Raw genomic sequence first — 17,582 nt, forward strand, 5'->3', positions numbered from 1 at the left:
CGGATGACGGTGCGGGTCGGTAGGGTGGGGTCATGACAGTTGTGATTGATGCTTCGTTCGATCCCGTTCCCTCCCTCTCGCGCTCCATCGACGTCACCGTCGCCGCCGCCGGAGGCCGCAGCTCCGCCGACTCCGCCGCCGCGGTCTTCGTCGGATCGGAAGGCGACCTCCCCGCAGCGCTCACCGACGGCGGTCTGACCCGCGAGGCGCTCGCCGCAGCCGGGTTCACGGCGTCGGCGAACCAGACGCTGAAGGTGCCGGGTGCACCGCTGCGCGTGCTCGTCGGCACGGGGGATCAGCCGATCTCGACAGCCGCGAAGCTGCGCGACGCCGTTGCCGCCTTCACCCGCGCCGCCGCAGAGGTCGGGGCGCTCACAGTGGATCTCACCGAGGCGGTCGCCACCGGCATCGACGCCGGTGCCGCCGCGCAGGCCGCAGTCGAGGGGGCGGTGCTCGCACGCTACCGGTACGACGCGCTGAAGAGCGATCCGAAGACGGTGGTGCTCGACTCGCTCGCACTCGAGGTCTCCGAGAATGCCACCGAGGCGGCCCGGGCCGGCGTCGAACGCGGCCTCGTGCTCGCGCGCACCGCCAGCCTGTCGCGCGACCTCGCGAACACGCCCCCGCGTCACCTGAGCGCAGTGAAGTTCGCCGAGGTCATCTCCGCACTCGCCCCGCGCTTCGGCCTCGAGGTCGAGGTGTTCGACCGTCAGCAGCTCATGGACCTCGGCACCGGTGGTCTGCTCGGAGTGAACGCCGGCAGCACCGAAGAGCCGCGCATGATCAAGATCTCCTACCGCCCCGAGTCCGCAAGTGACGACACCGCGCACCTCGCGCTCATCGGCAAGGGCATCATGTACGATTCGGGCGGCATCAGCCTGAAGCCGTCGAACGCGATGCACGCTGCGATGAAGTTCGACATGATGGGCGCCGCCGGCGTGTTCTCATCGATGACGGCGCTGCGCGATCTCGGCGCGCAGACCGCGGTCACCGGCTGGCTCATGTGCACTGACAACATGCCGTCTGGCAGCGCCACCAAGCTCGGCGACGTGCTCACGATTCGCGGCGGCACCACCGTCGAGGTCAAGAACACGGATGCCGAGGGTCGCCTGGTGATGGCCGACGGCCTGGTGCTCGCGACCGAGGAGGCGCATCGACCCGATGCGATCGTCGACATCGCCACACTCACCGGCGCGGCGCAGGCGGCGCTCGGCACCCGGACCGCGGCGATGCTCGCGAACAACGACGACGTCTCTGACCAGCTGCTCGCCGCGGCCGACGCCACCGACGAGTCCACCTGGCGTCTGCCGCTCGACCACCGGTACCGCGACCAGCTGAAGTCGAACGTCGCGGACCTCTCGAACATCGGCGGCCAGTACGCCGGCGCGATCCTCGCGGGGCTCTTCCTCAACGAGTTCGTCGACGGCATCCCTTGGGGGCACCTCGACATCGCCGGCACCATGCAATCGGAGTCCGATGACCTGTGGCGCTCCACCGGGTCCACGGGGTTCGGTGCACGCCTGCTGGCAGAGTTCGCGACGGCATTCGAGAAGCCGTCGACCGAAGTAGAGTAAGGCCGGAAGTGGCGCGGTGCGCCGCTGCGAGGAGGGAACGATGAGTCAGGACACATCCGCCACCGAATCGGGGGCCGAGGCCCCTCGCAGCGGCACGCACGACTTCGTGGTCGTCTCGAACCGGCTCCCCGTCGACCGGGTGACCGAGCCCGACGGCACGGTCGCCTGGCGCACCTCGCCGGGCGGCCTCGTCACCGCCATGGAACCCGTGGTGCGCGACCTGGGGTGCGTCTGGGTGGGCTGGCCCGGCAGCATCGATGAAGCACTCGATCCGTTCCGCATCGGCGAGACCGACCTCCGTCCCATCGCGCTCGACGCGGTGGAGTTCGCCGAATACTACGAGGGCTTCTCGAACGACACGATCTGGCCGCTCTACCACGACGTCATCTCCCCTCCCGGCTACCACCGCGAGTGGTGGGACCGCTACGTGAGCGTCAACCGCCGGTTCGCCGAAGCGTCGGCGAAGGTCGCCGCGAAGGGGGCGACCGTCTGGGTCCACGATTACCAGTTGCAGCTCGTGCCTGGCATGCTCCGCGAGATGCGGCCCGACCTCGTCATCGCGTTCTTCCTGCACATCCCGTTCCCGTCGAATGGACTGTTCGGGCAGCTTCCCTGGCGCAAGCAGGTGCTCAACGGGCTCCTGGGCGCCGACGTGATCGGGTTCCAGCGCGTCGCCGACGCCGCGAACTTCCGGTCGGCGGTGCGGCGCTACGTCGGCAACCCGTCGAACGGCAACATGATCATGCTGCCCGAACGGCCGGCCGCCGGGGGCAAGCGCGCGCTGCCCGAGCGCCGCGTACTCGCGCAGGAGTTCCCGATCTCGATCGACGCGCAGTCCTTCGCCGAACTCGCGCAGTCCGACGAGGTGCAGGAGCGGGCGCGTGAGATCCGCCGAGAGCTCGGCAACCCCGACCGCATCATCCTCGGCGTCGATCGCCTCGACTACACCAAGGGGATCAGGCACCGGCTCAAAGCGTTCTCCGAGCTGCTGCGCGACGGCGACTTCGGTGCCGGCGACGTCACACTCATCCAGGTCGCCAGCCCGAGCCGCGAGCGTGTTGAGGCCTACCAGCAGCTGCGCAATGAGATCGAAGTCACGGTCAGCCGTATCAACGGCGACTTCGGCACGATCGCGCACAGCCCCGTCACCTACCTGCATCGCGGGTTCCCGCGCGATGAGATGGCCGCACTCTACGTCGCCGCAGATGTGCTCGCGGTGACCGCGCTGCGCGACGGCATGAACCTCGTTGCAAAGGAATACGCCGCCTGCCGCACGGACGAGCAGGGGGTGCTCGTGCTCAGCGAGTTCGCCGGCGCCGCCGACGAACTGCGACGCGCGCTGCTCGTGAACCCGCACGACATCGACGGCATGAAAGCGGCGTTCACCACGGCGCTGCGCATGCCCGAGGCGGAACAGCGTCAGCGGATGCGGACCATGCGACGCGTGGTGTTCCGCAACAACGTGGCCCGTTGGTCCGAAGCCTTCCTCCGGGCCGTGGAGACCGCCGCCGAGAGTCGCGGAGAACTCACCACCGGCTCGGACGACGGCGAGAACGCGACGCTGACGACACCGATCTTCCTTCCCACCGGCATCGATGCGGTGCTCCGTCGACTGGCCGCCGAGCAGCAGCTCACCATCGCGTGCGACTTCGACGGGACGCTCGCCCCGATCGTCTCGCGTCCCGAGGACGCGCGGATCCTGCAGCGAGCGGAACAGGCGCTGTCGGTGCTGCAGGACTCGCCCGGCGTCTCGATCGCCCTCATCTCCGGCCGCGCGGTGGAGAGCCTCGCCGCGACGGGAATCCGGACCGAAGGCCGCGTCGTCGCCGGTTCGCACGGCGCCGAGCTCATGGGGCTGCCCGACGCGGTCAAGCCGGCGCCGCCGTCCGCGGCTGAACGGCAGCAGCTCAACTACCTGCGCGCACTGCTCTCCCGTCGCGTCCGCTCGGTTCCAGGCGCGTGGCTCGAGGAGAAGCCGCTCGGCAGCGCAGTGCACGTGCGACAGGCCGAGGACCCGCAAGCCGCCGAGCGGCTCCTGCTCGACCTCGTCGCCGAGGTGAAGACACTGGACCCGAAGGGCCCGAAGGTGCGCACCCGAAGCGGCAAGCAGGTGCTCGAATTCTCGGTGCGCGCCGCAGACAAGGGCACCGTGCTGCGGCAGATCCGGGAGGCCCTGCCGGAGGCGCCGGTGCTGTTCGTCGGCGACGACGTCACGGACGAGGACGCCATGCGCACGCTCGGACCCGGCGACCTCGGCGTGCGCGTCGGTTCGGCCGAGTCGGTCGCCGAGTACCGCGTCGACGATCCGGAGGGCGTCGCGGCGATCCTCGCCCGGCTCGCGGAACTGCGCACCGGAGTCACGATCGGATCCGACTCCACCGCGATCGAAGAGACCGAGACGGGCACCTTGCGGATGCCGAGACAGGAGACAGCCGAATGATGCCACGAAGCGAATCCTCCTTCGCCCTCGAGGATCGCGGCGACTACGCCGCGTTCCTCTCCGGGTTCGTCGAAGCGTCGCCGAGTTCGTATCACGCGGTGCTGACAGCCGCGGAAGTGCTCGTCGCCTCCGGGTTCGCCTTTCTCGAAGAGGGGTCGCCCTGGCCGGCACCCGCAGCAGGCGAGGGCGCCTTCATCATTCGCGACGGTGCGCTCATCGCGTGGCGAGCCGGAGCGGACCTCGCGCCCGACAGTCCCGTCCGCGTGCTCGGATGCCACACCGACTCGCCCGGCTTCGCACTGAAGCCGCAGCCCGACTTCAGTGCCGAGGGGTGGGCGCAGGCCGGCGTCGAGATTTACGGCGGACCGCTGCTGAACTCCTGGCTCGACCGTGATCTCGAGTTCGCCGGACGCCTGGTCACGACCGACGGCATGGAGCACCTGACCCGTACGGGGCCGGTGGCGCGCATCCCGCAGCTCGCCATCCACCTCGACCGCGACGTGAATTCGGGCCTCGCCCTGGACCGGCAGCGGCACGTGCAGCCCATCATCGGCGTCGCGGCGCCCGACGTGAACGGCATCGACACGCCCTCCATCGTCGAACTGCTGGCGCGCGGAGCCGGCGTCGCCACCGTCGACATCGCCGGAATCGATGTGCGCCTGAGCGACACGCAGCCGCCCGCCAGGATCGGCGCGAATCGCGAGCTGCTCGCCTCGGGACGGCTCGACAATCTGAGTTCGCTGGCGGCCGGTCTCGTCGCGCTGACGGCGACGGAGCCGGCGCCCGGCACCGTGTCGGTGCTCGCGGCGTTCGATCACGAGGAGCTCGGGTCGGAGACCCGCTCCGGGGCCAGCGGGCCGCTCCTCGCCGACGTACTGACCCGACTCCGCTCAGGTCTCACATCGGATCTCGATGCGCGCGAAGCCGTCGACGCTGCGGCGCGCGCCTTCGCCGAGTCCTGGTGCCTGTCGGCCGATGCGGGTCACGCAGCGCACCCCAACTACCCCGAGAAGCACGATCCGCGGGTGCGGCCCCGGCCGGGCGCCGGGCCGATCCTGAAGATCAACGCGAATCAGCGGTACGCGACGGACGCGCACGGTGCCGCGCTGTGGCGCCGCCTGTGCGACGCGTCCGGCGTCTCCGGGCAGGAGTTCGTGTCCAACAATACGGTGCCGTGCGGGTCGACGATCGGGCCGCTCACCGCGACCCGACTCGGCATCCGTACCGTCGACGTGGGGGTGCCCCTGCTGTCCATGCACTCGGCCCGCGAACTCGCGCACATCGACGACCTGCACGGGCTCGCGCGGGTGACGGCGGCCTTCTTCTCGGGGGAGTGAGCGTCGGCGAGCCTCGCGGGGCGACTAGACTCTGACGTTGGCCGCGCGGCGCCGATCCGGGTGTCGACGGGGACCGCACGATCGCGAGGAGAACGACATGTCCCTGCCCTGGAAGCTGCACGGAGACGGAAAGCGGGTGGCGCCCGACGCGGTCGTGCTTCCGGAGGAGCGGATGGCCTGGCCCCGCACCATCGGGTTCGGCTCGCAGCACGTGGTGGCGATGTTCGGGGCGACGTTCCTGGTGCCGCTCATCACGGGGTTCAGCCCCACCGCCACGCTCTTCTTCTCGGGGCTCGGCACACTGCTCTTCCTGCTGATCACCGGCAACCGCCTGCCGAGTTACCTCGGCTCGTCGTTCGCCTTCATCGCACCGATCACCGCCGCGACCGCCGGCGCAGACAGCGGGCCTGAGGGCCTCGCCCGGGCCTCCTTCGGCATCCTGGCGATCGGGATCCTCATGGCGATCGTCGGCATCGTCGTCAACCAGTGGGGCACGGGCTGGATCAACGCCCTCATGCCGCCCGTCGTCATGGGTGCCATCGTCGCCCTCATCGGATTCAACCTCGCGCCGGCCGTGAAGAACAACTGGAACGCCACGGAACTCTCGGGGTGGGTCGCTCTCGTCACGTTGGGCGCGATGCTACTCATCACCGTGCTCTTCCGCGGGCTCATCGGACGCCTGTCGATCGTGCTCGGCGTCGCTGTGGGCTACGTCGCCGCGATCGGCATGGGAGAGGTCGACTTCGCCCCGGTCCGCGACGCGTCCTGGGTCGGACTCCCCGACTTCCATGCGGTCGGCAACCCGTTCGGGGACCCCACGCTCTGGGGGCTGCTGCCCGCCTTCCTGCCCGTGGTCCTGGTGCTCATCGCCGAGAACGTCGGCCACGTGAAGAGCGTCGGCCTCATGATCGACCGCGATCTCGACCCCGTGACCGGGCGCGCTCTCCTCGCCGACGGCGTCTCGACGATCCTCGCCGGATTCGGCGGCGGATCGGGAACGACCACGTACGGTGAGAACATCGGGGTCATGGCCGCGACGCGGGTCTACTCGACGGCGGCGTACTGGGTGGCGGGGGCGATCGCGATCCTGCTGAGCTTCTCGCCGAAGATCGGCGCGGTCATCAACACGATCCCCGCGGGCGTGCTGGCCGGGGTCACCGTTGCCCTGTACGGCCTGATCGGTCTCATCGGCGTGAAGATCTGGATCGACAACCGTGTCGACTTCAGCAAGCCGATCAACCAGTTCACGGCCGCGGTCGCCCTCATCGTCGGCATCGCCGACTTCGTGCTCGAACTCGGCACCGTCGTCTTCAACGGCATCGCCCTCGGCACGATCGCGGCGATCGCCGTCTACCACGGCATGAGCCTGGTCGCGCGACTGCGCGGGGGCGGCGAGCCCGAACTCGCGGACCCCGTGGTGACGGGCGGCGGTGAAGCGCGCGAAACTCCGCAGCGGTTCGGGTGAATTCCAGAGCCACCGCTTAGGGTTGGCGATGTGTGGAGTGTGGAGCGGCGCCGGCGGTCCGGCGGAAAGACGAGTGGCGAGAACGACGCCCCGTCAGCGGGCGCTGCTGCCGGTTCTGCGCGTCAGGCCGGGTCGGGTCCCGACGCCGAAGACCTGAACGTGACGGAGGCGCAGCCGACGCGTCCCGTGACGCCGTTCGCGGGCGCCGCGAGCGGTGAGCGCGGAGCCGGGACGACCGGATCGGGCGCGCCCGTCACGCCGCCAGCGGACGTCTCCGCAGGCTCCGCCGACGCCTCCGCGGCGTCGACGCAGGGGGCAGGCGCCGCTGACGCCACCGCCGCCTTCGACGCCGAGTTCGCGCAGTGGCGGGCCGAGCTCGCGCAGCTCGGCGGGCGCAGTCCGTTGCTGTTCTTCGACGATGGACCGGCGAATCGGATCGAGCTGTCGACGACGCATCCCGGCGGGCTGCCGCAGTTCATCACCGGCCAGAAGATTCATCTGTCCGCGCTGATCCGCGATGATCTCGCACTGCGTCAGGCCCGTTTCGCCGCCGGCCGCGTCACCGACAAGTCGATCGAGATGCGCTCGGTGCGCGGACTCGAGACGGTGCACCTCGCGATCGGCATGGCGAAGTGGAGCTTCGAGGGCGAAGACTTCTGCGCCCCCGTGCTGCTGCGACCGCTCGCGATCCGGCGCTACGGGCGCGACTTCGAGCTGAAGCTCAAGCAGAACCCCACGGTGAACCCCGAGCTGGTGGCCGCGCTGCGTCGGCAGTTCGGCATCCGGGTGGACTCGCGCATGCTCGTCGAGCTCTCGCAGTCGGAGGGCGTCTTCAAGCCGCAGCCGGTGATCGACCGCCTGCGGCAGATGGCTGCGGGCGTTCCCGGGTTCACGGTGCAGCCGCGGCTGGTCGTGTCGACCTTCCACAGCATCGCGCAGCGCACGCTCGAGGACGCGCGCGACCTCGACACGACGGTGCTGCGCGCCGTCTGCGGTGACGAGAGTGCGCGGTCGCAGCTGCGATCCTCGTACCGCCCCGTGACGGCGCCCGACCCCAACACGCGTTCGACCGATACGGATCGCAACCTGTACGACGCCGACGCCGAACAGGATGACGTCATCGCGCAGATCGAGGCGGGGCACTCCCTCGTCGTGCGCACGCTGCCGGGAACCGGCGGCACGCAGACGGTCGTGAATGCGATCGGCGGCCTCGTGCGCGCCGGGAAGCGGGTGCTCGTCGTCTCCCCGCGACGGGCGACGCTCGACGGCATCTCGCATCGCCTGACCCGGGTCGGCCTCCGCGGTCTCTCGGTCTCACCGCGGGTGCTCCGCCGGCACCTGGTCGAGGCGATCGGGCGCAACGAAGCGGCGCAGGCCGAGCAGATGCGCGACGTCGACGATGCGCTCGTGCGACTCCGCAAGGTGCTGCTCGACTACCAGCAGGCGATGGATCGCGCGGACGAGCGGTACGGCGTCTCGCCGACGGAGGCGCTGCGGGCGCTCACTCGCCTCGTGCTCTCCGATGATGCCCCATCGACGACGGTGCGCTTCGACGACCACGCGCTCGGGCACCTCACGCTCGACCGTTCGGCGGTCGCCGAGCAGCTCACCGAGGTCGCGCGCCTCGGCCAGTTCCAGTTCGGACCGGAGGACTCGCCCTGGTACGGCGTGAGCTTCTCGACGACTGAGCAGGCGAAGGCCGCGTACGCGCTCGCGGTCGACCTGGCCGAATCGCAGCTGCCGCGCCTCGTCTCCATCGCGAACGACGTGATCGAGCAGACCTCGATGCGCCCCTATGAGACGATCTCCGAACTCGGCGTGTACTTGCGGCTGCTCATGGGAGTCCGGGAGACGCTCGACCGCTTCGTGCCCGAGGTCTACGACCGCTCGCTCAACGAGGTCATCGCCGCGAACGCGCCGCGGGGCGGCGAAGAGATGTCGAACGCGAATCGTCGCCGATTGAAGAAGCTCGCGCGGGAGTACGTGCGGCCAGGCGTGCATGTCGCGGACATGTATGAGCGACTCGTGCAGATCCAGCAGCAGCGGGTGCTGTGGCAGCGCTATACGACGGTCGTGGGGGCGCGACCCGAGGTGCCCGTCGGTATCGCCGATGTCGTGACGGCCTTCCAGAAGGCGTATCAGGATCTCGACGAGCTCGACCGGATCCTCAACGTCTCAGCCGACTCGCGCCGCATGAAGAACCTGTCGCTCTCGGCGCTCGCTCGGCGTACCACGGACCTCGCGCGTGAGTCCGAGGTGCTGCAGAACATTCAGGAGCGCACCGCCATCGTGGAGCGGCTGCGCGAGGCGCACCTCGAGCCGCTGCTCGACGACCTCTCCGCCCGCCACGTGCCTGCCGAACGGGTGTCGGGCGAACTCGAACTCGCCTGGTGGCAGTCGGCGCTCGAGCGGATGCTGCAGACCAATTCGGCGCTGCTCAGCGCGAACACCGGTGTGATCGAGCGCCTCGAGGCCGATTTCCGGCTCGTCGACGACGCCCACGCCGGCGCGAACGGCGCCCTCCTCGCGGCGCAGTTGGCCGATGCCTGGCGCGTGTCCGTGCTCGACGATAAGCAGGAGGCGCTGGCGCTCCGCGACGCGCTGCGCTCGGGCAACGCGACGGTCGACCTCCTCGCGCACCGCGCGCCGAACCTGCTGCGCGTGCTCGCCCCCGTCTGGGCGATGTCGCCCTACGAGGTGGCGCAGCTCCCCGCCGACATGCGGTTCGACGCGGTCCTGCTCGTGGACGCCGGTGCGACGACCTTCGTCGAGAACGTCGGGGCGATTCGTCGCGCCGAGCAGGTCGTCGCGTTCGGCGACACCGTGACGCAGACCCCGTCGCCCTTCGAGATCGCGGTGACGCATCCGCGGGATGAGGCATCGGCCGCCGCGGAGCCCGCCGAGGACCTGCACCGGAGGTCGGCCTACGCGAAGCTCAGGCGCGTCCTGCCCGAGCTCGCGCTGACGCGCAGCTACCGCGCGGGGGGTGAGGACCTCACGAACCTCGTCAACTCGCGCTTCTACGACGGTGAGATCACGTCGCTGCCCTGGGCGGGCACGTTCCTGGGGCACTCGAGCATCACCCATGAGTTCGTGCGCGGCGGCCAGGGGCTGCCGGACCAGCACACGGGAGCGGTGGAGAGCACCGATGCCGAGGTCGAGCGCGTGGTGCAACTCGTGTTGCGGCACGCCGCCGACCGCCCGTCGGAGTCGCTCATGGTGATCACCGCGAGCGCGAAGCACGCGGTGCGTGTCTACCAGGCGGTCCTCCAGACCTTCGCGCGGTTCCCCGAGTATCGCGAGTTTCTGCTGGGCGACCGCGCGGAGCCGTTCACGGTGCTCACGCTCGAGCAGGCGACGGCGCAGAGCCGCGACCGGGTGATCTTCTCGATCGGCTACGGTCGCACACCGCACGGACGCGTGCTCTCGAACTTCGGCGCCCTCGGACGCCCGGGCGGGGAGCGGATGCTCGCCGTGGCGATGACTCGTGCGCGACGGGCGATGACGATCGTGAGCTGCTTCCGTCCGGGAGACCTGGATCAGAACCGCCTCAAGCACGGCGTCGTCGAGCTCGCCGAGCTGCTCTCGATGGAGAATCCTGAGATCCAGCCGCCCGATCTGCCCGCGGAACGCGATCCGATGCTCGGCGAGCTGGCCGACCGGCTCGAGAAGCTGGGGCTCACGGTCGCGCTCGACTACCGCGGCGCGATCCCGCTGGCCGCCTCGCTCGGCGAGCGCGCGATCGCCGTCGACCTCGACTTCGCCTCGGGCGTGAGTCTGCGCGAGGCCCTACGGCTGCGACCCGCCGTGCTGCGTCGTCTCGGTTGGCACTACCACCGGGTGCAGAGCTTCGATCTCTTCGCCGACCCCGATGAGGTCGCGCTTCGGATCGCCCGCATCGTCGGCTACGGCTCGGCGGAGCAGGAGACCGAGGAGTACGGGACCGGCACACTGGTGCCGCCGCGTGAGCAGTGAGCACGTCGTGACCGACGAATCCTCGGCCGCACGTCGTCCGGGATCGCGGAGGGCGTCGCGGCCGGCAGCGGAGTCCGTCGATCCGAATCCGTCAGATCACCCGCTGACCGCGCGCGCGTCCGAGGACGCGCCAGGCGCGTGGGGAGATGGCAGCGCGCCCCGCTCCCGGCGCGTCCGGGGCGAGAACGACGCGCGTCTGGCGCAGGAGCGGCCCCCGCACTGGGGGTAAGCCGCTCCCGGAAGCCGCCGGGTCAGGCGCCGTGGCGCGGAGTGTCGTCCGCCGAGACCTCGTTCGGGGTGCTGTCGTTCGACGTCGGGACGGCGTGCGTGCCATCCGCGGGGCGGTCCGTCGTATCGATCTCGACGCGAGCCGCCTGAGCGCGCATCAGGTCTCGGATCTCGGCGAGCAGCTCCTGCTCGCTCGGGGTGGTCTCCGCGGCCGGCGGCGCGACGCGATCGCGCAGCTTGTTCATCGGAAGCACGAAGACGAAGTAGACCACGGCGGCGATGATGACGAAGTTGATCAGCGCGCCGATGACTGCACCGAATGCCAGCTGCCCGCCTCCCGGCAGGTCGACCACGAGCGCCGTGTCCAAGGAGTCGGCCATGAAGACCATGCCGATGATCGGGTCGATCAGCGAAGAGACGATGCGGTCGACGATGGTGTTGAACGCGGCGCCGATGACGACGGCGACCGCGAGGTCGATCACATTGCCGCGCAGCAGGAATGCCTTGAAACCTTGGAACATTTCAGCCTCTTTCGGGGTGTGGGGTGGGTGCGCCGCGTCCTAGTCCGAGGAGGACGATCCGGAGGAAGCGCCGGACTTCGAACCGGATGACTCAGAACCCGAGGACGAGTTCGACTGCGCCGACTGACGGGAATCGTTCCGGTAGAAACCCGACCCCTGGAACGTCACGCCGAGGGAACCGAACACCTTCCGCAGCGCGCCTCCGCACTCGGGGCACTCGCTGAGCGCGGAGTCGGAGAACGTCTGGTAGACGTCGAACGTGTGGTCGCACTGGGTGCAACGATACTCATACTTAGGCACGAGCCAGATTTTAGCGTGGAATCAGTCCGAAAGGTCGAGATAGGTGATCTGCTGCGGGGTTACGACGCCCGTGACCGGAATGTCGTGCACGTCGGAGGGGAGCGATTCGACGAACTCGTCGGCGTACACGACCGCGAAGACGGGCGGACGCTTGTCCATGGAGCCGAGGGTCTTGTCGAAGTACCCGCCACCCCAGCCGAGCCGCACCCCGGTGCGGTCGATCGAGCAGGCTGGGACGATCATGAGTCCGGCCTCGCCGACGGCCATGGGGCTGACCACCTCGCCGAGCGGCTCCGGGATCCCGTACGGTCCGGGCACGAACCCTTCGCCGCTCGGCAGGACCCAATCCATGAGGCCGTCGGCTCGGGTAACGGGCAGCAGAACGTCGATGCCGTTCTCCGCGGCCCACGAGAGGAACCCGCTCGTGTCGGGCTCGCCGTCGATCGAGACGTAGCAGGAGACGGTCTTCGGGCCACGGCTCTCGCAGAGGGCGATGAGCTGCTCGGTGAACCCCGCTCCGGTGGCGTCGCGTTCCGCGGCTGGGCGCTGTGCGCGCTGCTCACGGACTCGGACGCGTATCTCGTGCTTCTGGTGGTCGATGTCGGCCATACGGCAAGTCTACGCGCCGCTGCCAGGGGGCGGGCTGCGGTCGCCGTGCTCGCCGGCGAAGCGATAAGCTTCACCTATGACTGAGCTGCAGAATACCCGGTCCTCAGGCGTGACAAAGGCGGTCATCCCTGCGGCCGGACTCGGAACGCGATTCCTGCCCGCCACGAAGGCGATGCCGAAGGAGATGCTGCCGATCGTCGACAAGCCGGCGATCCAGTACGTGGTCGAGGAGGCGGCGGGCGCCGGTCTCGACGACGTGCTCATCATCACCGGGCGCAACAAGGGCAACCTGTCCAACCACTTCGACGGCGTCCCCGAGCTCGAGCTGACCCTCGAGCGGAAGGGCGACGAGAGCAAGCTCAGCAAGGTGCAGGAGTCGAGCGAGATCGCAGAGGTGCACTTCCTGCGCCAGGGACAGCCGCAGGGGCTCGGCCACGCAGTCGGTCGCGCACGCCGTCACGTGGGTGACGAGTCGTTCGCCGTGCTGCTCGGTGACGACCTCATCGACGCGCGGGATCCGCTGCTGGATCGTATGATCGCCGAGCACGACTCCCGGGGTGCGACCGTGATCGCGCTCATGGAGGTGCCGTGGGAGTCGATCCACCTCTACGGGTGCGCCGTGGTCGAGGAGACCGACGACGCCGACGTCGTGAAGGTGACCGGTCTGGTCGAGAAGCCCTCCCGCGAGGAGGCCCCGTCGAACCTCGCCGTCATCGGCCGGTACGTGCTCCGCCCCGAGATCTTCGACATCCTCGACGGGCTGGAGCCGGGCCGCGGCGGGGAGATCCAGCTCACGGACGCGCTGAACCATCTCGCCGAAGGGCAGGGGGAGTCCCCGGTGTACGGTGTGGTGTTCCGCGGCCGCCGCTACGACACCGGAGACCGTGCGGACTGGATCAAGGCGAACGTGCTCCTCGGCGTCGATCACGATGAGCTCGGCGACGAGATCACCTCGTGGGTGCTCGACTTCGCCGAGCAGCTGCGTGCGCGCACGAACGGTTCCTGACCGCAGCTCGCATGGCACCGCTCGCCGGGCCGATCCCGACTCCAGAACCGCTGCAGGACGGCGATGTCGCACTGCGCCCGTTGCGCATGCGGGACGCACCGCACCTCGAGCGGCTGCTGCGCGACAATCGGCACTGGTTGGAGGAGTGGGAAGCGACGCGCCCCGCCGGCGGCGGGGCTACGCCCGGCTCCGTCTCGATGAAGCCCACGATCCGCGCGATGCGGGGACTGATGAAGATCGGGGCAGGCGTTCCGTTCGTCGTCGTGCTCGGCGATGAGGTCGTCGGTCAGCTCAGCGTGTCCGAGATCAGCGGGGGCGCGCTGTGCTCGGCGCAGCTCGGGTACTGGGTGTCCGAACACGTGGCGGGGCGCGGGATCACCCCGATCGCCGTCGCGCTTGCGATCGACTATCTGTTCCAGCAGCTCGGGCTGCACCGGGTCGAGATCTGCATCCGTCCCGAGAATCATGCCTCGCTCAGGGTCGTCGAGAAGCTCGCGCTGCGGTACGAGGGGCGGCGCGCGGCGTACATCCATATCAATGGCGCCTGGCGCGACCACGATGCGTTCGCCGTGACACGCGAAGAGGTCCCCGCCGGGCTCGTCGCGCGGCTGCGGCAGCGCGGCTCCGACTGAGACCGACAGTATTCCCCGGGAGACCGGCGAGCCGCGAGCATTCCGCCCCCGGCGAAACGTACAGTGATCCGCATGACAGGCAGTGCACTCGGGGGCGGACTCCTTTTCGTCGTCGCGGCGCTCCTGTGGTCGGCGGTGCTCGTGCCCGCGTGGGTGCGGCGTCGCGAGTTCCGTGCCGCCGAGCGGAACGCGCTGCGACTGCAGCGCACGCTGCGCGTGCTCGCGGAGACCTCGGAGGTGCCGCACGAGGTCCACGCCGAGGCGACGGCGAAGGAAGCGCTGCAGCACGAGAAGATGCTGCGCGCGGCTCAGCGACGGGAAGAAGCCGAGCGACGGGCGCACCTGGCAGAAGCGAAGGCGGAGGAAGTGCGAGCAGAGATTCACGCGCAGGACATGCAGCGGAAGCATCGGGCCACCCTCCGGGCGGCGAAGCTGCGGCGGCCGACGGTGCGTCGCCTGCGTTCCATCGCGGCGCTCGCGACGCTCATGGGTGTGATCGGCGTGCTCGTGGGCGCCGGGCTGGCCATCGCGGGCAGTGGTGCGGCGGTGCTCGGGTGGTCGGCGCTCGTGGGATGCGCGGCGTTCGCCGGACTCCTGCTCATGGCTCCGGGGCGCGCCAAGGTTGCGCCGTTGCCCGTTCCCGAAGCGGTGCAGACCGTGGCGGACGCCTCGTCCGCGCTCGAGTCCGAGATCGCAGACGTTCACGAGGCCGGAGCGGAGTCGCCCGCGAGCAGCGCGGCGCATGCGGCTGCTCAGCAGGCCGCAGCGGCGCGGATCGCTCGAGCTCGCGCACTCGCTCGCGCTCGAGCCGAGAAGCCCGCGACGCGCACCAATCAGCCCGATTCGATGCTGCTCGAGGAGGCGCGTCGCCAGGCGCGCCAGCAGGAGCGCCAGGAGACGTCCGCCGCTGAGCCGGCGGTGCGCGCGGCGCGCACGGCACCTGCGGCGCCTGCGGCTCAGGTGCCGGAAGCCCCCGAGCGACCTGCGGCTCGGGCGCTGACCCCGGCTCAGGAAGCCGCGCGTGCGCAGCAGCTCGCCGCCGCGGCGCGCCTGCGCCAGATGGGGGTGGTGGGCGACACGTCCGAGGGCATGCCCGATCTGAACGCGCTGCTCCAGCGCCGTCGAAACGCAGGGTGATCGGGCGATTTCATTCTCGAAGAGACCGCCTGCTAGGCTGGCTCTTCGTTACGGGTCTATAGCTCAGTTGGTAGAGCGCTTCGTTCGCAATGAAGAGGTCGGCGGTTCGATTCCGCCTAGATCCACCAGTTCGACACTCTGCCGTTGGTTTCCCCCGTGCGTTCAGTCCTCGTTCGGCGGGCCGGTGCCACGCGCCTCGTGCGTATCACGGTGCCTCCGATGTCAGCCGATACCCAGATAGGTTGTGCACAATTCAATTGTGAGCGATGAGCGAAAGGCTGACGGCACGCGATCCGTGGAGGCGCCGACGAGCGTGACCGACGGCATGGTGTGCTTCGGTCTGTACGCGGCTGCGCGCGCGGCGACCCGCGCCTATCGTGCGTTCCTCGCGCCGTGGAACCTGACGTACCCGCAGTACCTCGTCATGGTCGTGCTGTGGAACGACGGCGACCAGACGGTCTCGTCCCTCGGACGTGCGATGCACCTCGACTCCGGAACACTGTCGCCGCTGCTGCGTCGACTCGAGGATGCGGGGTACGTGACGCGCGTCCGGGATCGTGAGGACGAGCGCGTCGTCCACATCGCGTCGACCGCAGACGGACTCGCGCTGCGCACCGAACTGGCACACGTGCCCGACGCATTCCGCGAGCTCGTCGAGTCTCGTGATGCGGACGACCTCGCCGAACTCATCGGCTCACTCAAGCTCCTCACCCGCTCGCTCGAGCAGGCGACGGAAGACGCGGCCGCCACCAGCGGACGCGCCTCAACGGTGTAATCGTGCACCCCGAGAGAAACGGATACCCCATGGAAGCTCTGTACAGTACCGAGGCGCTGGCGACCGGCGCCGGTCGCGACGGCCACGTGACCACGACCGACGGTCGTGTCGACATGGACCTCGCGATCCCGAAAGCGATGGGCGGCAGCGGCGACGGGGCGAACCCGGAGCAGCTCTTCGCGGCCGGCTACTCGGCCTGCTTCCACTCCGCACTCCAGTCGGTGGCGCGGTCGCAGCAGGTGAAGATCGAGAACACCTCGGTCGGCGCCCGGGTGAGCATCGGGTCGAACGGCGAGGGCGGATTCCAGCTCGCCGTGCACCTCGAGGTCATCATTCCGAACCTGCCGCACGGCGAGGCGCAGGCCCTCGTGGAGGCCGCTCACCAGGTGTGCCCCTACTCGAACGCGACGCGCGGCAACATCGAGGTCACGCTGGCGGTCAGCGATGACTGAGCACATCATGCGCGCGGTCATGCACGACACGTTCGGCGAACCGGTCGATGTGCTCGACGTTCGCGAACGCCCGATCCCGGAGCCGGGTCCCGGCCAGGTGCGGCTGCGCATCACCTTGGCGACGATCCACAATCATGATCTCTGGACGATTCGGGGCACCTATGGATTCAAGCCCGAACTCCCGGCGCCGGCCGGCACAGAGGTCGTCGGACGCGTCGACGCCCTGGGCGAGGGCGTCGACTCGCTCGAGGTGGGCCAGCGCGTGGTCTCCGGCTCATCGTTCGGTACGTGGGCCGACTTCGCGGTGGTCGACGCGGCCGGGCTGATCCCCGTTCCCGACGCCTTCCCCGATGAGAGTGCCGCCCAGCTCGTGTCGATGCCCTTCAGCGCCATCGCTCTCCTCGACTTCCTGCAGGTCGAGCGCGGGCAGTGGATCGTACAGAACGCCGCGAACGGCGCCGTCGGCCGCCTGCTCGCGCAGCTCGCCGCCTCGCGAGGCGTGCACGTGCTGAGCCTCGTTCGTCGGGCCGGCGCGCGCGACGACCTCGCGGCGCACGGCATCGCGAACGTCGTGTCGACGTCCGACGACGACTGGCGGGATCAGGTGGCGACCCTCACGGGTGGCGCTCCGATCGTCGTCGGCGTGGATTCCGCCGGGGGCGCGGCCACCAACGACGTCGTCTCGCTGCTCGCCGAAGAAGCGACACTCGTCGTATTCGGCGCGATGGCGGCCTCGAACATGGAGATCAGTTCGGGTGCCGTGATCTTCCGCAGCATCCGGGTCATCGGCTTCTGGGGCAGCAAAGTCAGCCAGGAGATGAACGACGACAAGAAGTCGGCGCTCTTCGGTGAGCTGCTGAACGCCGTCGCGTCCGGCGCCATCACGCTCCCGGTCGCGGCGGTCTACGACGCCGACGACGTGCGCACGGCGGTCTCGCCCGACGCGCAGAGCTCGCGAGACGGGAAGGTGCTGCTGCGGTTCTCGGATCAGTGATCCGCGGGCACCAGCACGGTGCTCACGAGGGTGGTCACCGAGGGCAGGCGCGGTGACGATCCGAACCCGAATGCGGGAGGGGGGGGGGGCGCCGACCCGCGACGCCCGGGGGAGGACCCGACCCACCAGCAACCCCC

At 69.6% G+C, this 17,582-nt stretch carries 14 protein-coding genes and 1 tRNA gene; 12 read left to right on the forward strand and 3 right to left on the reverse strand.

What is annotated here, in order from left to right:
- The first annotated feature begins 32 nt into the window (after positions 1 to 32).
- The 5 genes from J4H85_RS04580 to J4H85_RS04600 all read left to right on the forward strand — a co-directional run bounded on the left by J4H85_RS04580 (position 33) and on the right by J4H85_RS04600 (position 10,791).
- Positions 33 to 1,574, forward strand: a complete 1,542-nt coding sequence (locus J4H85_RS04580) for a leucyl aminopeptidase family protein (protein WP_208237203.1) — start codon at positions 33 to 35, stop codon at positions 1,572 to 1,574.
- A gap of 40 nt (positions 1,575 to 1,614) precedes the next feature.
- A complete protein-coding gene (locus J4H85_RS04585) occupies positions 1,615 to 4,014 on the forward strand; it encodes a bifunctional alpha,alpha-trehalose-phosphate synthase (UDP-forming)/trehalose-phosphatase (RefSeq protein ID WP_208237205.1) in 2,400 nt (799 codons plus the stop codon).
- Positions 4,011 to 5,351 carry a M18 family aminopeptidase gene (locus J4H85_RS04590; RefSeq protein WP_243893320.1) on the forward strand — a complete coding sequence of 447 codons (1,341 nt, stop codon included), beginning with the start codon at positions 4,011 to 4,013 and terminating at the stop codon, positions 5,349 to 5,351. Before J4H85_RS04585 ends, J4H85_RS04590 begins: the two co-directional genes overlap by 4 nt.
- Positions 5,352 to 5,448: 97 nt before the next feature.
- A complete protein-coding gene (locus J4H85_RS04595) occupies positions 5,449 to 6,816 on the forward strand; it encodes a uracil-xanthine permease family protein (protein WP_208237206.1) in 1,368 nt (455 codons plus the stop codon).
- A 39-nt stretch (positions 6,817 to 6,855) separates the two neighbouring features.
- Positions 6,856 to 10,791, forward strand: coding sequence for an AAA family ATPase (locus J4H85_RS04600; protein WP_307863408.1), 3,936 nt, complete (start codon positions 6,856 to 6,858; stop codon positions 10,789 to 10,791).
- Positions 10,792 to 11,042: 251 nt separating this feature from the next.
- On the opposite strand, the gene mscL is transcribed toward J4H85_RS04600, so the two are convergent.
- From mscL to J4H85_RS04615, 3 genes are read right to left on the reverse strand one after another with little or no spacing between them, the layout of a single operon-like run.
- A complete protein-coding gene (mscL, locus tag J4H85_RS04605) occupies positions 11,043 to 11,540 on the reverse strand; it encodes a large conductance mechanosensitive channel protein MscL (RefSeq protein ID WP_208237208.1) in 498 nt (165 codons plus the stop codon).
- 39 nt (positions 11,541 to 11,579) lie between these two features.
- Positions 11,580 to 11,840, reverse strand: coding sequence for an FmdB family zinc ribbon protein (locus J4H85_RS04610; RefSeq protein WP_208237210.1), 261 nt, complete (start codon positions 11,838 to 11,840; stop codon positions 11,580 to 11,582).
- 21 nt (positions 11,841 to 11,861) lie between these two features.
- A complete protein-coding gene (locus tag J4H85_RS04615) occupies positions 11,862 to 12,449 on the reverse strand; it encodes a 5-formyltetrahydrofolate cyclo-ligase (protein ID WP_208237212.1) in 588 nt (195 codons plus the stop codon).
- A gap of 76 nt (positions 12,450 to 12,525) precedes the next feature.
- Between J4H85_RS04615 and galU the strand changes: the two genes are divergently transcribed.
- From galU to J4H85_RS04650, 7 genes are all read left to right on the forward strand, one after another.
- Positions 12,526 to 13,455, forward strand: coding sequence for a UTP--glucose-1-phosphate uridylyltransferase GalU (gene galU, locus J4H85_RS04620; RefSeq protein WP_208237214.1), 930 nt, complete (start codon positions 12,526 to 12,528; stop codon positions 13,453 to 13,455).
- A gap of 11 nt (positions 13,456 to 13,466) precedes the next feature.
- Positions 13,467 to 14,087, forward strand: a complete 621-nt coding sequence (locus J4H85_RS04625; protein ID WP_208237216.1) for a GNAT family N-acetyltransferase — start codon at positions 13,467 to 13,469, stop codon at positions 14,085 to 14,087.
- A 72-nt stretch (positions 14,088 to 14,159) separates the two neighbouring features.
- Positions 14,160 to 15,224 (forward strand): hypothetical protein, encoded by a 1,065-nt coding sequence (locus J4H85_RS04630; RefSeq protein WP_208237217.1) that lies wholly within the window; start codon positions 14,160 to 14,162, stop codon positions 15,222 to 15,224.
- Between the two features lie 52 nt (positions 15,225 to 15,276).
- Positions 15,277 to 15,352, forward strand: a tRNA-Ala gene (locus tag J4H85_RS04635).
- Between the two features lie 131 nt (positions 15,353 to 15,483).
- Entirely contained in the window at positions 15,484 to 15,999 is a 516-nt protein-coding gene (locus J4H85_RS04640; protein WP_372440184.1) for a MarR family winged helix-turn-helix transcriptional regulator, read from the forward strand.
- Positions 16,000 to 16,028: 29 nt separating this feature from the next.
- Positions 16,029 to 16,451, forward strand: coding sequence for an organic hydroperoxide resistance protein (locus tag J4H85_RS04645; protein ID WP_208237219.1), 423 nt, complete (start codon positions 16,029 to 16,031; stop codon positions 16,449 to 16,451).
- Positions 16,452 to 16,458: 7 nt separating this feature from the next.
- The gene (locus tag J4H85_RS04650; protein ID WP_208237402.1) at positions 16,459 to 17,445 is read left to right on the forward strand and encodes a zinc-binding dehydrogenase; all 987 of its coding nucleotides are present in this window, start codon (positions 16,459 to 16,461) and stop codon (positions 17,443 to 17,445) included.
- Positions 17,446 to 17,582 lie beyond the last annotated feature (137 nt).

The sequence above is a fragment of the Leucobacter tardus genome (assembly GCF_017583045.1).
In the GTDB taxonomy this organism is placed as follows: domain Bacteria; phylum Actinomycetota; class Actinomycetes; order Actinomycetales; family Microbacteriaceae; genus Leucobacter; species Leucobacter tardus.

Excerpts from the sequence above, each read along its gene's own strand:
- J4H85_RS04580 (WP_208237203.1), top strand. The coding sequence starts at position 33 with ATGACAGTTGTGATTGATGCTTCGTTCGATCCCGTTCCCTCCCTCTCG.
- J4H85_RS04585 (WP_208237205.1), top strand. The coding sequence starts at position 1,615 with ATGAGTCAGGACACATCCGCCACCGAATCGGGGGCCGAGGCCCCTCGC.
- J4H85_RS04590 (WP_243893320.1), top strand. The coding sequence starts at position 4,011 with ATGATGCCACGAAGCGAATCCTCCTTCGCCCTCGAGGATCGCGGCGAC.
- J4H85_RS04595 (WP_208237206.1), top strand. The coding sequence starts at position 5,449 with ATGTCCCTGCCCTGGAAGCTGCACGGAGACGGAAAGCGGGTGGCGCCC.
- mscL (WP_208237208.1), bottom strand. The coding sequence starts at position 11,540 with ATGTTCCAAGGTTTCAAGGCATTCCTGCTGCGCGGCAATGTGATCGAC.
- J4H85_RS04615 (WP_208237212.1), bottom strand. The coding sequence starts at position 12,449 with ATGGCCGACATCGACCACCAGAAGCACGAGATACGCGTCCGAGTCCGT.
- galU (WP_208237214.1), top strand. The coding sequence starts at position 12,526 with ATGACTGAGCTGCAGAATACCCGGTCCTCAGGCGTGACAAAGGCGGTC.
- J4H85_RS04625 (WP_208237216.1), top strand. The coding sequence starts at position 13,467 with ATGGCACCGCTCGCCGGGCCGATCCCGACTCCAGAACCGCTGCAGGAC.
- J4H85_RS04630 (WP_208237217.1), top strand. The coding sequence starts at position 14,160 with ATGACAGGCAGTGCACTCGGGGGCGGACTCCTTTTCGTCGTCGCGGCG.
- J4H85_RS04645 (WP_208237219.1), top strand. The coding sequence starts at position 16,029 with ATGGAAGCTCTGTACAGTACCGAGGCGCTGGCGACCGGCGCCGGTCGC.
- J4H85_RS04650 (WP_208237402.1), top strand. The coding sequence starts at position 16,459 with ATGCGCGCGGTCATGCACGACACGTTCGGCGAACCGGTCGATGTGCTC.